This window comes from Corynebacterium lujinxingii (assembly GCF_014490555.1).
GTDB lineage: Bacteria > Actinomycetota > Actinomycetes > Mycobacteriales > Mycobacteriaceae > Corynebacterium > Corynebacterium lujinxingii.
Genome location: NZ_CP061032.1, coordinates 230,071 through 243,805, shown reverse-complemented (window position 1 = coordinate 243,805; position 13,735 = coordinate 230,071). Strand labels below are relative to the sequence as shown.

Annotated in this window: 16 protein-coding genes; 6 read left to right on the top strand and 10 right to left on the bottom strand. The window is 64.6% G+C overall.

Annotated elements, in window-relative coordinates; translation table 11 throughout:
* Positions 1-20: 20 nt before the first annotated feature.
* Positions 21-347: a type II toxin-antitoxin system prevent-host-death family antitoxin gene (locus tag IAU68_RS01080; protein WP_231699054.1), complete on the bottom strand. Its 327-nt coding sequence runs from the start codon at positions 345-347 to the stop codon at positions 21-23.
* A 45-nt stretch (positions 348-392) separates the two neighbouring features.
* On the opposite strand from IAU68_RS01080, the gene IAU68_RS11590 reads away from it, so the two are divergent.
* Complete coding sequence (locus IAU68_RS11590; RefSeq protein ID WP_171193239.1) at positions 393-662, top strand: type II toxin-antitoxin system RelE family toxin; 270 nt, start codon at positions 393-395, stop codon at positions 660-662.
* 6 nt (positions 663-668) lie between these two features.
* Here IAU68_RS11590 and IAU68_RS01070 read toward each other — a convergent pair whose 3' ends face one another.
* Positions 669-1,646: a MinD/ParA family ATP-binding protein gene (locus tag IAU68_RS01070; protein WP_171193238.1), complete on the bottom strand. Its 978-nt coding sequence runs from the start codon at positions 1,644-1,646 to the stop codon at positions 669-671.
* Between the two features lie 167 nt (positions 1,647-1,813).
* Here IAU68_RS01070 and IAU68_RS01065 point away from each other — a divergent pair, with 167 nt between their 5' ends.
* On the top strand, positions 1,814-3,535 hold the full coding sequence (locus tag IAU68_RS01065; protein ID WP_171193237.1) for a long-chain-fatty-acid--CoA ligase: 1,722 nt from the start codon (positions 1,814-1,816) through the stop codon (positions 3,533-3,535).
* Here IAU68_RS01065 and IAU68_RS01060 read toward each other — a convergent pair.
* Positions 3,532-4,533, bottom strand: a complete 1,002-nt coding sequence (locus IAU68_RS01060; protein WP_171193236.1) for a UDP-N-acetylmuramate dehydrogenase — start codon at positions 4,531-4,533, stop codon at positions 3,532-3,534. The genes IAU68_RS01065 and IAU68_RS01060 overlap by 4 nt on opposite strands.
* A 24-nt stretch (positions 4,534-4,557) precedes the next feature.
* On the opposite strand from IAU68_RS01060, the gene IAU68_RS01055 reads away from it, so the two are divergent.
* Genes IAU68_RS01055 through IAU68_RS01045 form a run of 3 tightly spaced genes read left to right on the top strand, consistent with a single transcriptional unit; the run spans position 4,558 to position 6,621 of the window.
* Positions 4,558-5,049 (top strand): DUF2505 domain-containing protein, encoded by a 492-nt coding sequence (locus IAU68_RS01055; protein ID WP_171193235.1) that lies wholly within the window; start codon positions 4,558-4,560, stop codon positions 5,047-5,049.
* On the top strand, positions 5,049-5,855 hold the full coding sequence (locus tag IAU68_RS01050) for a methyltransferase domain-containing protein (RefSeq protein WP_171193339.1): 807 nt from the start codon (positions 5,049-5,051) through the stop codon (positions 5,853-5,855). Before IAU68_RS01055 ends, IAU68_RS01050 begins: the two co-directional genes overlap by 1 nt.
* Before the next feature lie 10 nt (positions 5,856-5,865).
* Entirely contained in the window at positions 5,866-6,621 is a 756-nt protein-coding gene (locus IAU68_RS01045; protein ID WP_171193234.1) for an LmeA family phospholipid-binding protein, read from the top strand.
* A 24-nt stretch (positions 6,622-6,645) separates the two neighbouring features.
* On the opposite strand, the gene IAU68_RS01040 is transcribed toward IAU68_RS01045, so the two are convergent.
* The 7 genes from IAU68_RS01040 to IAU68_RS01010 form a co-directional block, all read right to left on the bottom strand.
* Positions 6,646-6,960 (bottom strand): DUF2516 family protein, encoded by a 315-nt coding sequence (locus tag IAU68_RS01040; protein ID WP_171193233.1) that lies wholly within the window; start codon positions 6,958-6,960, stop codon positions 6,646-6,648.
* 11 nt (positions 6,961-6,971) lie between these two features.
* On the bottom strand, positions 6,972-7,496 hold the full coding sequence (locus IAU68_RS01035; protein ID WP_171193232.1) for a CGLAU_01105 family protein: 525 nt from the start codon (positions 7,494-7,496) through the stop codon (positions 6,972-6,974).
* 16 nt (positions 7,497-7,512) lie between these two features.
* Entirely contained in the window at positions 7,513-8,790 is a 1,278-nt protein-coding gene (locus IAU68_RS01030) for a DUF445 domain-containing protein (protein ID WP_231699053.1), read from the bottom strand.
* Between the two features lie 81 nt (positions 8,791-8,871).
* Positions 8,872-9,240 (bottom strand): hypothetical protein, encoded by a 369-nt coding sequence (locus IAU68_RS01025; RefSeq protein ID WP_171193231.1) that lies wholly within the window; start codon positions 9,238-9,240, stop codon positions 8,872-8,874.
* A gap of 66 nt (positions 9,241-9,306) precedes the next feature.
* Entirely contained in the window at positions 9,307-10,056 is a 750-nt protein-coding gene (locus IAU68_RS01020) for a succinate dehydrogenase/fumarate reductase iron-sulfur subunit (RefSeq protein WP_171193230.1), read from the bottom strand.
* Positions 10,056-12,128, bottom strand: a complete 2,073-nt coding sequence (locus tag IAU68_RS01015) for a fumarate reductase/succinate dehydrogenase flavoprotein subunit (protein ID WP_202880128.1) — start codon at positions 12,126-12,128, stop codon at positions 10,056-10,058. Before IAU68_RS01015 ends, IAU68_RS01020 begins: the two co-directional genes overlap by 1 nt.
* Before the next feature lie 21 nt (positions 12,129-12,149).
* Positions 12,150-12,923, bottom strand: a complete 774-nt coding sequence (locus tag IAU68_RS01010; RefSeq protein ID WP_171193229.1) for a succinate dehydrogenase cytochrome b subunit — start codon at positions 12,921-12,923, stop codon at positions 12,150-12,152.
* Positions 12,924-13,178: 255 nt separating this feature from the next.
* Between IAU68_RS01010 and IAU68_RS01005 the strand changes: the two genes are divergently transcribed.
* On the top strand, positions 13,179-13,664 hold the full coding sequence (locus IAU68_RS01005; protein WP_171193228.1) for an SRPBCC family protein: 486 nt from the start codon (positions 13,179-13,181) through the stop codon (positions 13,662-13,664).
* Positions 13,665-13,735: the final 71 nt, after the last annotated feature.

The window sequence follows — 13,735 nt, the reverse complement described above, 5'->3', positions numbered from 1 at the left end:
CGCGCCAGACTACCGCGCGGCTACTCCGCGGTCAGGGCGCCTGCTTCTTCCCGTGCGTCCTCCTCCGCGAAGCGCTTCAACAGCTCCTTCAACCGTGTGCGCGTTCCGTCATCCTGCACACGCGCACGACGGAGCAACTCGCGGTCAGCGACCTGTTCGATCTCCTCCAACAGCAGCAGATCTTCCACTGGGACAATCGCTGCAGCGGACTTTCCATTCCGCGTGATGAGCACCCTTTCGCCCGCGTAGTTTGCGCGGTCGACCGTCTCCCCGAGTCGGCCCCGCAGATCGGCCAGTGCTATCGCCTCACCTGAGTTGCCCACAATGCCACCTTCCCTAAACTTCAATGTGTACAGTTTGTACATACTGTACACTTTTTTGCGGAGGGGTCAATGCAATACCGAATCGAGCTGACCAACCAGGCCGGTCGCGACCTTAAGAAAATAAGACGCGGTGACCGAGCGAATTTCGAACGAATCGTAGGCGCACTGCAGAGCCTCGCTCGAAACCCGTTTCCGACCGGCTGCGTCCGGCTGACCGGGCATAACGACTTTCGTATCCGCGTCGGTGGATTCCGGATCATCTACTCGGTAGACCAAGACGTTGTCATCATCGAGGTCCTCCGCATCGCCCCTCGTGGTGAGGTCTACAGAGGATTTTGACCGTGATTAATGCGCGGCGTGGCGGTGCCAGGCACCGAAGTCCTGCGCCACCGTGGCCGCGAGATACTGATAGGCCTTCAACGTCGCGGGAGCCATGCGTTCCAAGTCGACGACCGCACCTTCTGCCAGGTGGCGGTCGTACGGAATGGTGTGCACGGCTCGGGTGCGTGACGCGAAGTGCTCGGCGACTTTCTCCATATCGATCGTCGGTTTACCCGGCGCGGACGCGGACACCACCACGACGGCGTTTGCCGCCAGTTGGTCGTAGCCGTGCAGGTTGAGCCAGTCCAGGGTGGCGGATGCCGATTGCGCGCCGTCAAGAGCTGGAGAGGTGACCAGCACGAGCGCGTTGGCCAGGTCGAGCACACCCGCCATCGCGGAGTGCATCAGGCCAGTGCCGCAGTCGGTGAGGATGACGTTGTAGTGGTGCTGCAGGATGTCGATTGCACGGCGGTAGTCCGCCTCCGAGAACGCCTCCGACACGGCCGGGTCGCGCTCGGACCCGATGACCTCGAGACGCGAGGCGGCCTGGTTGGTAAAGGCGCGCACCTGCGGGTAGCGGTGTGTTTCAGGAGCGTGCAGCAGGTCCCTAATGGTCGCCGGCGGCGCGGTCGCGGCGCGCTGAGCCAACGTCCCTAAGTCCGGGTTGGCGTCGATGGCGATCACACGGTCGCCGCGGGTTTGCGCGAACACGCCGCCGAGCGCGACCGTGGTCGTCGTCTTACCCACCCCACCTTTCAAGCTCATCACCGCGATGCGGTAGTCGCCGCGAAGTGGTGCGCGGATGGCGTCGATAAGCTGCTGCTCCTCGAGTTCTTTGCGGGAGCCGCCCGGATTGATCCGGCCGCGGGTGGCGGTGTGGACGAATTTGCGCCAACCCTGCTTCGGCGGCGACTTCACCGGGTCCACCAGGTTGGTCTGGTCGAGCACGGCAGGCGGAGTCAGTTCGAGCTCCGGCATGGCGGCGTCGTGGAACGTGGTCATGAAATCCCCCAAAAATCCCCCGATTGATGTTCGGCGGCCAGTGTAAAGCAACTCGCGGGCCCGTGCAGTGCAACACAACCTACGGTTCGCAATCCGCCGCCGCGAGGTCCGCGACACCCTGCTCGAGCTCCTTACGCAACCGTAGGTTTGGGCGTAGGGTGGTGCGCATGACTTCCACCGCCAACGTCAACGAAGAAAAGCCCTGGCTGCGCTACTACCCCGAATGGACCGCCCACTCACTGGAGTACGGCGGGAAGACGCTCGGCGAGCTTTACGACGACAACCTCGCCGCCAACGGCAACAACGTGGCTACCCGGTTTTTCGGCCGCACCCAGACGTTTTCCGAGCTCGACCGCGAGGTGCGCCGCGCCGCCGCCGGCCTGAAAGCCTTCGGTGTGCGCCCCGGTGACCGCGTGGCCATCATGCTGCCGAACTGCCCCCAGCACGTCGCCGCGTTCTTCGCGGTGCAAAAAATCGGCGCAATCGCCGTGGAGCACAACCCGCTCTACACCGCCCACGAGCTGCGCCCGCAGTTCATCGACCACGGCGCGCGCGTGGCCATCGTGTGGGATAAAACCGCCGACACCTTGGAAAAACTGCGCGCCGACACCCCGCTGGAGACCGTGGTCAGCGTGAACATGACCAAGGCGATGCCGCGCGTCCAGCAACTTGCGCTGCGCATTCCGCTTCCGAAGATCCTCGAGACCCGCGCCGCGCTGACCGGACCGAGCAAGCACACCGTGCCGTGGGAGGTGCTGACGAGTTCCGCCATCGGCGGCTTCGGCAGCGACCTGGAAGCCCCAGAGGACATCACTCCGGAAAGCACTGCGGTGATCCTCTACACCTCCGGCACAACGGGCACCCCGAAGGGCGCGGCGCTGTCGCACTCGAACCTCATCGCCAACCCGCTGCAGGGCCAGGCCTGGGTGAAGGAACTGCAGCAGGGCAACCAACGCATGCTGGCCACCCTGCCGTTCTTCCACGCCTACGGCCTGACGTTCTCACTGACGCTGACGGTGCTCATCGGCTCCGAACTCGTGTTGCTGCCGGCACCGAAGATGGATTTGATCATGCAGGCGGTGAAGAAGACCCCGCCGACGTTCGTGCCGGGCGTGCCCACCGTATTCGAGCGCATGCTCAAGGCCGCGAAGAAGAAAAACGTCGACCTGTCGAAGGTGCAGATCGGCTTCTCCGGCGCCTCGTCGCTGCCGAAGGAAATCATCGAGGAATGGGAGCAGTCCACCGGCGGCCACCTCGTCGAGGGGTACGGCCTGACCGAGACCTCCCCGATCATCGTGGGTAACCCGGAATCAGCCGACCGCCGCCCCGGCTACATCGGCATCCCGTTCCCGGACACGCAGATCCGCATCGTCAACCCCGACAACCCGGACGAGGACATGCCGTTCGGCGAGACCGGCGAGATCCTAGTCAAAGGGCCGCAGGTGTTCAGCGGCTACTTCAACAACCCGGAGGCCACCGAGAAGGTCTTCCACGACGGCTGGTTCCGCACCGGCGACATGGGTGTCATGGAGGAGGACGGCTTTATCAAGCTCGTCTCCCGCATCAAGGAGCTCATCATCACCGGCGGGTTCAACGTCTACCCGGCGGAGGTCGAGGAGGTCATCCGCACCCACAAGGACGTCGCGGATGTCGCCGTGGTGGGCCGCCCGCGTTCCGACGGCTCCGAGGACGTCGTCGCCTGCGTCGTGCTCAACGACGGCGCAGCCCTCGACCCGGACGGTCTCAAAGAGTTCGCGCGCGAGAACCTCACCCGCTACAAGGTGCCCCGCACCTTCTACCACTTCGACGAACTGTCGAAGGACCAGATGGGCAAGATCCGCCGCCGCGAGGTGCGCGACGACCTGCTGGAAAAACTCGCGGAGTCTTAGAGTCCCACCCAGACCGGCTCGGGGTGCAGCTCAACGCCGAATTGCTTCTCGACGACCCCTTGCACCCGCCGGGCCAACGCGGCGATGTCGTCCGCCGTTGCCGCGCCGCGGTTGGTCAGGGCGAGGGTGTGCTTCGTCGATAGGCGAGCCGGCGCATCCTCGCCGGGGAAGCCGCGGTGGCATCCGGCGCGCTCGATAAGCCACGCAGCCGACAGTTTCACCTGACCGTCACCGGCGGCAAAGCGCGGCATGCGGTCCTCGCCGACTATCGCCTCAATGTCGTCGGCGAGTGCGGCCGGCACCACGGGGTTAGTGAAAAACGACCCGGCCGACCAGGTGTCGTGGTCGGCGGAATCTAGCACCATGCCCTTCGCCCGGCGCGTCTCAAGTACCGATTCGCGCGCCTCGGCCAGCGAGACACGCTCGCCGCCTAAGTGCCGCAGCGGGATCGACTGCTCTGTCTTCTCCAGCTCCAGCTCGATTTCTAGCACCACGGCTCGCGAGGTGAACTTCAAATTCGAGTACCGATACGCCAAATCCAGCGACGACGCCGGCACCCACTCGTCCGTCTCCGTCTCGCGGTTGTACAGCCGCACGCGGGTCAGCACGTCCGCGATCTCCGAGCCGTATGCGCCGACATTTTGCACCGGGGTCGCACCCGCCGATCCCGGGATGCCGGACAGCGCCTCGATACCGCCGAGGCCGTGCTCCACCGCGAAGGCGACCACGTTGTCCCAGACGGTGCCGGCTTGGATGCGCAACGTGATGTCGTCGACAAGCGAAATGCCCGTGTTACGCACCAGCACGGCCGTAAGATCCAGCGCACCTTCCGCGACGAGCAGGTTGGAGCCGCCGCCGACGATGATCAGTGGGGTGCCGGCGGCGTCGAGACGCGCGACGGTTGCCGCGAGCGCTTCAGCCGTGGTGCACTCGACAATGTCGGCCGGGGTGCCGCCGACGCGCAGCGTGGTCAGGGAGGCGAATGATGGGGTTGACACGCCAACAACGGTAGTCTGTCCCCCATGACTGCACGTAGTGAGATCACCGTGACCATCAACCAGCCGATCGAAAAGGTCGCGCAGGCGTACGCCACCCGCGAGTACTGGGAGTACATCGCGGAGAAGCTCTCCCCCGAGCCGGGCGAGCTCCACGAGTTCGCGGACAACACCGCGACCCTGTTCGAGATCCTGCCGACCTCCATCCTCCCGCCGGCCGCGCAGGCGATGGTGTCCCAGGACCTGAAGTTGAAGCGCGTGGTCACCGTCGGCGATCTCGACGGCGACAGCGCCAAGCACACCATGACCGGCGACGTGAAGGGCACCCCGGTGTCGCTCGGTGCCGAGTACACCGCCACCCGCGACGGTGAGGCCACGAAGCTCGACTACGAGCTCGAAGCCAAGGTCGACATCCCGTTCATGGGCGCCGCACTCGAGCCGAAGGTGGCCGAAGCGCTCGAGGAGATCGTCGAAAACGAGGCGAAGCTCACCGACCAGTGGATTAGCGAGAACCTCTAATTCCCCACTACCACAACCTGCGCGCCACCCCGGGCGCGGGAAAACCCTACGGGGTGATCACCCGCGGCACCACCGGGTTCAACCGGCTGCGCAGGTCAGACCGCTGGACCCGCTACAACCCGCGGGTCCAGTGTCTTTTGCGCTCCGTGCCTTCCCCGTTGGCGGTCGATGTGGGCTACGGCGCGTCGCACACCACCACCGTCGAATGGGCGCGTTGGCTGCGCGAAATCCACCACGGCATCGAAGTCGTGGGGCTAGAGATCGACCCCGCCCGCGTCCTGCCGCCGCGCGACGGGGTGCGCTTCGAACTCGGCGGCTTCGAACTCGCCGGCTACCGCCCCCACCTCGTTCGCGCCTTCAACGTGCTGCGCCAGTACGACGTCGACCAAGTTGCCGACGTGTGGGACACCGTCTGCTCGCGCCTCGCCCCCGGCGGGTTGTTCATCGAAGGCACCTGCGACGAGGTGGGTCGTCGTTGCGCATGGTTGCTTCTCGACGGCACCGGCCCCCGCTCCCTCACCCTGTCCTGGGACCCCCACCACACCCCCACCCCGTCCGATGTGGCGGAGCGGCTGCCAAAAGCGCTGATCCACCGCAACGTCCCCGGCGAGGCCATCCACGCGTTTTTATCCGACGCCGACGCCGCCTGGGAGCGCGCCGCCGGCTGGGCACCCCACGGGCCTCGCGTGCGGTGGCGGCACGCGCTTGCCGACTTGGCCGCGGACTGGCCGGTGACACCCCAGCGTCGGCGGCTCAGCGACAACACGGTGACCGTCGAGTGGTCTGCAATCGCTCCAAGTTCCTAGACTGTTCCGCATGAGCAAAGCCTGGAAAGTCACACTCTCCATCATCGCCGGAGTACTGCTCCTGTTCGCCATCGCGGAAGGCGGCATCCGCGCGTTCATTTCCCACCAGGTCACCTCGCAAGCCCCCGAGGGCACATCGGTGTCCTTCGGCGCGAAGCCGGTCACCCTGGGGCTGCTCGGCGGCAAGTTCCCCCACATGACGGTCGACCAGCAGTCGACGCTGGTCGTCGACGGCAACCAGTTCACCGGCAACCCGGCCGCAGTTGTTGAGATGGACAACGTGCGCGTCGCCGGCAACGATCCGGTGGCCGAAGAGCTACACATGACCACCACGCTGCCCAACGAATACGTGCGCGCGATGCTCAACCAGCAGCTCGAGGAGCAGATCGGCGACCAGGGCTTTTTGTCCAACCTGATTACCGTCAGTGCCGTCACCGCCAACCCGGAGAAGGAAACCTTCACCATCGAGTTCACCGGCGGACTCGCGGGCATCGAGCTACGCCCGACGATGCGCGACGGCCAGCTTGCGCTGGAGGCAGAAAACACCGCGCTGTTCGGCTTCGACCTGCCGGACGAAGTGGCCAACGCGGTCAGCGACGCCCTGTCCCAGGGCGTCGAGGGAAACACGGTGGGCACCATGCGTGTCGACGACTTCCAGGTCGTCCCCGGCGGCATTCAAATCACGCTCGCCGGCACCGATGTGAACTTCAACGAGTTGCAGATGATGACCGAGCAGCCGCAGCAGGTCGAAACCCGCAGCAGCTAACCCCCGTGTCGCGGCTGGTTCTGCCTACCAGCCGCCGTTGCCGTCGAGAATGTCCGCGATCTGCGGGCGGACATCGAAGTAGTAGATGCCGATCGCCACTGCCCCGATCCAGGCGATAAATGGCAAGCCGAGCGCGGCGGCGATCGAGGCGATGACAAGGATGCCGAGCCACGCGCCCTTCGACTGGCGGCCGGCAGCCTCGAACGCGTCGGAGCGGGTCATGCCGACCATGACGGCCGCCGCGATACCGGCGAGCCCCACCGCGAGCATCAGCACCTGCCCCGTCAGCGCGGGGATGCGCATGATGGTGACGAGCTGCTCGACGGAAGCGGTATCCATATCCAAACCTTCTAGTTCGCGGTGGTGCCGGAGCCGGGCTGATTGTCCGACTCGATAATTTCGCCGTCGATGATATCGCCGTCGGCGGTGGAGTTGGAGACCTGGTCCTGGATGCGCGCCACGAGCTCCTCAAAGCGAGCACGGATCTCGGAGACCACACCCTGCGCCTCAGCGTTGCCGGATGTATCGGTCTTGGCCAGGCGGTCGTTGAAGTTCGCGCGAGCCTCGTTGATCTTCGCGGTCACGGTCTCCTTCAGGTCGTCGGTGAACTGCAGGTCGCGCTCGCGCAGGGAGTTGAGCAGCTTCTCCGCCTCTTCGGTGAAGCTGGTGGCGGCGCTGCGCACCTCGCCCTCGGTGGTCGCGGAATCAAAGTTCGCGCGTGCCTCATCAGAAGTGGACTTGAAACGGTCCGTCAGGTCACCCGCGACCTTGCCCAGCGCGGCACCGATGGACGAGCCGGCCATCAGCAGCGCTTCGCCTGCATCGCGCAGGTTGTCGCGGACCTCGTTGTTGTTGTTCGCGGTGTTGTCAGTCATGGTTTGCACCTTTCATTTAAAAGAACAGCAGTTGTGTCACAGTGTAAATAACCAGGCCCGCAAGCGCACCGACCACGGTGCCGTTCAAACGGATGAACTGCAGGTCCTTGCCCACCATCAACTCAATTTTCTCCGCGGCCTCCTCGCCGTCCCAGCGTTGGATGGTCTCCGCGATAATGCCCACGATCTGGTCCGCACCGTTTTCTGCGGCGTAGTGCGTGACCTTCTCCAGGCGACGCTCGGCGTCGGCGCGCACCGCCGGATCGTCGCGAAGCTTGGCTCCCCACTCAACCGAGGCCTCCGCCACTTTGCGACGAAGCGTGCTCGCTGGATCCGACGCCGCCTCCACCAGCGAGCTCGACACCTGCTCCCAAATCCCGGCGGAGGCCGAGCGCACCGCATTCGACGCCATGATGTCGCCCTTGAGCGCCTCCACCCGCGAGATCATCTCCCCGTCGAACTGCAGGTCTTGGGCGAACTGGTTGATCTGGCGGCGCACCGCGCGGCGGGCCTCATGGTCGTCGTCGGCATCCACATCCGCCATAAACGACACCAGCTCGTCGTAGACACGCTGGCCGACCAGGTCTTTGGCAAATTGGGGTGCCCAGCGGGGCATGCGTTCGTCGATAAGCGAAACGACCGTGCCCTCCATTCCGTCGACCTTGCGACGCGCCCACGAGACAATGTCGTCGACAACCGGCTCCACCTTGCCGTCCGCGATCAATCCCTCGAGCGCCCGGCCGAGCGGCGGCGCCCAGATCGGGTCCGCGAACCGGTCGACCACTTGCGTGTCGATGAACGCCTCCGCCTCACGCGTGTCGATGCCTTCGACCATGCGCACCGTGAACGCGCCCACTTCCTCGCTGACGCGCCCCGCGTTTGCCGGCTGCGCCATCCAGCTGCCCACCCGCTCCGGGATGCCGGCCTCCATCACCTTCTGCGTGATCGTGCGGGCGTTGAGGAAGTTCTCGCTGACGAACTCGCTGAGCGCGTCCGCCACCTGGTCCTTCTTGTTCGGGATGATCGCCGTGTGCGGGATCGGAATCCCCATCGGGTACTTAAACAGCGCAGTAACGGCGAACCAGTCCGCCAAACCGCCGACCATGCCAGCCTCCGCGGCGGCGCGCACGTAGCCGATCCACGCAGCCGATGCACCGCGCGACTGCGCCCACGAGCACGCCAAGAAGATCACGGCCATGACGCCGAGCAGGCTGGTCACCGCGATCTTGTGGTTGCGCAAGACCCGGCGGCGCTCCGCCTCGTTGGACGGTGTGGGCATGAGCTGATCTGTCATACCCCCGATTAAAGCAGCCGCCCCGACACGGGCATGAAAAATGCCCCCTCCGCTGGTGGAGAGGGCACTTGACGACGACCGCTAGTTCACGCGGCCGGTGCGCTTACGGTACGCCTTGTAGTCTTTGCGGCCGATCACGATGAGGATCGCGCCGACCACAGCGGTGATGACCGCCTCAGCGATACCGAGGATCAGCAGGCGCTGTGCCAGATCGTGCGTCTGCGAGCCGAAGCCATACGCCATCGCGCCAGCGCCCCACACTGCCAGGCCAATGCCGAACAGGGTGGACAGGATCAGACCCATCGCAACCCAGGTCGGGACGCGGTTGAGCGACGAGTGCGGCGCACCCAGCGAAACCGGGTCGTAGCCGTCGATATACGTATCTTCAATCCTCGCCTGGTACTCAGGGAAGGACTCGTTGCGGATGTCTGCAACTGCGTGGGAACCCATTATCTTGCTTCCTTCTTTTGCTGCGGGAACTGCCGGAACTCCAATGACTTGGAGTATACGGCAGGCCTAGTCGTCGCCGCCCTTGAAGGCAGCACGGGCACGCTCGGCGTTGATCGCGCCGACCGCATCCAGCGGGATGCCAGCCGGGCACACGTCCGCGCACTCGCCGTACAGCGAGCAGTGGCCGAAGTTGGTCTCCAACTCGTCGACCATGTTGCGCGCACGGCGGGAACGCTCCTGCTTACCCAACGGCAGCAGCTTCAGGTGCTTGAGCTTCGCGCCGGTGAACAGGTGCGCCGCACCGTTCGGGCACGCAGCCACACATGCGCCACAGCCGATGCAGGCCGCGTAATCCAAAGCGGTTTCCGCGTCGTGGTGGTTGACAGCTAGCGTGTCCGCGTCCGGCGCGGTACCAGCGTTGACGGACACGTAGCCGCCCTGCTGCATCACGCGGTCCAGCGCGGAACGATCCACGGTGAGGTCCTTGATCACCGGGAACGCGCCGGAGCGGAACGGCTCAATCTTCAGGGTGTCGCCGTCCTTGTAGTTGAACAGGCGCTGCAGACAGGCCGTGGTGTTCTCGCCGGCGCCGTGCGGGCGGCCGTTGACGGTCACGCCGCAGGTGCCGCAGATGCCCTCACGGCAGTCGGATGCGAAGACGAACGGCTCTTTGCCCTCTTCGACGTAGTTGTTGTTGACGTGGTCGAGCAACTCCAGGATGGACATCTGCTCTACAGCGTCGTCGACCTGGACGGTCTCGAAGCTGCCCTCAGTGTCAGGACCAGCCTGGCGCCAGATTTCAAGTGTCAGTTTCATTACTTGTAGTTCCTTGCCATCAGCGGGATCGAATCGAAGTACAGGGGTTCAGCGTGGCGGATGAACTGGCCGTCGCCAGCCGGCTCCCACGCGGAGACGAAGCACCAGTTGTCGTCGTCACGCTCTGCCTCGCCGTCGTCGGTGAGGTGATCCATACGGTAGTGCGCACCGCAGGACTCGTCGCGGTCGAGCGCGTCGACGCACATGAGCTCGCCCAGGTTGATGTAGTCGACGAGGCGGAGCGCAGCCTCGAGCGTCTGGTTCATGTCGTTCGGGGAACCCGGGATGTTGATGTTGGTCCAGAAGTCCTCGCGCAGGGCGCGGATCTTCTTGATGCCCTCCTCCAGGCCCTCGACGGTGCGGGACACACCGCAGTGCTCGTAGAGGATGTCGCCCAGCTTCTCGTGGAAGTACTCCGGACCGTGCGGATCCGGGCCATTGATCGACATGATGCGCTCGATACGGTCGGTGACCGCCGCGACGACGTCCTGCGCCTCGCGGGAATCCTCCGCCAGCTTCTCCTCGCCGAGGTGGTCGGCGAGGTAATTCGGCACCGTGAACGGCAGGGTGAACCAGCCGTCGACGGACGCGGACAGCAGCGAGTTCGCGCCCAGGCGGTTCGCGCCGTGGTAGGTCCAGGAGCACTCGCCGGCGGCGAACAGGCCGTCGATCGAGGTCATTTCGTTGAAGTCGGTCCACAGGCCGCCCATGGTGAAGTGGACGGTCGGTGCGATACGCATCGGCACCTCGTACGGGTTCTCACCGGTGGAGTCCTCGTACATCTCGAACAGGTTGGAGTAGCGCTCGCGGATCGTGTCCTCACCGAGACGCTCAATCGCCTCTTTGAAGTCCAGGTACGCCGAATTGTGCAGCGGGCCCACGCCGTAGCCGGCGTTGAGCTGCTGGGAGATCGCACGCGATGCGACGTCGCGCGGCACCAGGTTGCCGAAGGCCGGGTAGCGGCGCTCCAGGAAGTAGTCGCGCTCCTCTTCCGGGATGGTGTTCGGGTCGCGGTCGTCGCCCTTTTCCTTCGGGGTCCAGATGCGGCCGTCGTTACGCAGCGACTCGGACATCAGCGTCGTCTTCGCCTGCCACTTCGCGTTGACCGGAAGGCCGGTCGGGTGGAACTGCACGAAGCACGGGGACGCGAGGTAGGCGCCACGCTCGTACGCGCGCATCATGGCGGACGAGTTGGAGTTCTTCGCCAGCGTCGTCTTGTGGTACACGTTGCCGTACCCGCCGGTAGCGAGGATGACAGCGTGGCCGGTAAACGGCGTGATCTCACCGTTGATGAGGTTACGGGTCACAATACCCTCGCAGTGCTTCTTGCCGTCCTTTTCGGTGATGATCAGATCCATCAGGTCGTGGTGGGTGAAAATCTCCACGTTGCCCAGGTGGATCTGGCGCTGCAGCGCCGACGCGGTGGACAGCTGCAGCTGCTGACCTGTTTGGCCGCGGGTGTAGTAGGTGCGGGAGACCTGCACACCGCCGAAGGAGCGGGTGGCCAGGGTACCGCCGTACTCGCGGGCGAACGGAGCGCCGATCGCGTTCATGTGGTCGATCACGCGGACCGACTCAATGGCCAGGCGCCAGCAGTCGGACTCGCGGCAGCGGTAGTCGCCACCCTTCACGGTGTCCTTGGTGTGGCGGTAGGCGCCGTCGTTATCCACCTTCTTGCCACGGGCGGAGTTCACGCCGCCCTGGGCTGCAATGGAGTGCGCACGACGCGGTGCGTCGTGGTAGGTGAAGGACTTGACGTTGTAGCCCAGCTCGCCAAGAGCCGCGGCTGCGGCACCGCCGGATAGGCCGGTGCCGACGACGAGAACGGTGAACTTGCGGCGGTTCAGCGGCGAGACCAGGTTCATGTGGTCCTTGTGGTGCTGCCACATGTCCTTCATTCGCACTTCGTCGCGGTTCGGCTCAGCAGAGTCGAGGATCTCACCCGGGGTCACGCCAGCGACGGCGGACTCCGGCTGGCGGAACGCCTGCGGCTGGGCGCTGCCGTTGGCAGTGGTCTCGGTGGACGCCTGCTCGCCGTGAGAGCCCTTATTCGAGGAAATAGAGGTAGTCATAATGTTTCTCCTATTTAGCCATTACCGGGCGAAGTCCGGGACCCAGCCGGCCGCCAGCGCGATCGGCATGATGACGTTTCCGGCGACGACGATGAACGGGAGGATGTACGCGAGCACGACCATCAGGCCCTCGCCGCGCTTGCCCAACCAACCAAGGTCGGACACGGCGAGGTAGATGCCGTGGGTCAGGTGCAGCAGCAGCGCCAGGTTAGCGACGACGTAGATCAGCGTGACCCACCAGCGACCCGGGCCGAAGGTGGCCAACAGGTTGTTGCGCACCGCACCGTGGACAAACTCGTCGGAGGCGACAGCCTCGCCGAGGGTGAGGTCCAGGATGTGGAACACGATGAACAGCAGCAGAATGATGCCGGTGACCAGCATCGCGCGGGTGGCGGTGGACTGCCAGCCGCCCATCAGGTTCGTGCGCTTGAAGCGGCCACGGGACGTGTTCGAGCGTGCGCGCAGCGCGAACGCGCCCCACACGTGGAGCACGAGGCAGACGAGCAGCACGATGCGGACGATCCACAGGAAGCCCTCGCGCGGGAACAGCGGCTCGCCGATCGTGCGGAGGAACTCGCCGTAGTCGTCGATCGGCGCGGAGCCGTCGGCAGCCAGCGGCATAAAGATCTTCAGGTTGCCCACCATGTGGCCGAGCACGAAGAGACCGAAGATGAGGCCGGTGATGGCCATGGTCAGCTTGATGGCCCATGTCGGGAAGGACGGCCGCTCGCGCAGCGGCTTCTCAGTAATTTTTCCGTGACGAATGGCTTCACGGTCTGCGTTTTGTACAGTCATGGCACCTCCAGTGTCGCTAATACTCTATGAGACGTTGGACGCTTCCACACACTCAAATTGCAGGCCCGTACGTGTTTTGCCAAGTTTCAACCGCGGCTTGACCCCTCTCCCCAGCACGCTCGGCATGTGTGACCTTTCCCACTCGAAGTTGAATATGGCGAATATCCAACAGTTTTTACCCCTTTAAGTGTCAATCTTTGGTTGGTTAGTTTCACCTAACTGCCGGCTCCGGCCGAAGTCTGTACGCTGGCACCCATGGCTATTGATAAGAACACCGAAAACTCCGCTACCCGCCAGATCGACGCCCCCGCGGCCGCGATCTTCGACATCCTTTCCAACCCGCAGCGCCATGCCGAGACCGACGACTCCGGCATGGTCGTCTCCGCCGACCAGGGCGAGCGTCTGAAGGAGGTTGGCGACACCTTCACCATGAACATGACCAAGGAGGACGGCGACTACCAGACCGTCAACGAGGTCTTCGCCCTCCAGCCGGACCGCATCATCGGCTGGAAGAACCTGGAAAACACCACCGCGGAGGTCAAGGTCGGCGCGAAGTGGCTCTACGAGCTCGAGCCGATCGACGCCGATAACACCACCGTGAAGCTGACCTACCAGCGCGACGAGCTGGAGGAGAACCTGCTGTCCATGACCGAGAAGTTCGACGACGAGTTCCTGGCCAAGTCCCTCGACTCCCTCGCCGCAGCTGTCGCGGGCACCGACAACCCGACCCAGAAGCACTAGTCGCTTAACGACGACTCCACGCGGCGCCCCGCCTGACGGGGCGCCGCGTTCTGATTTTTGCCGATCGTCTA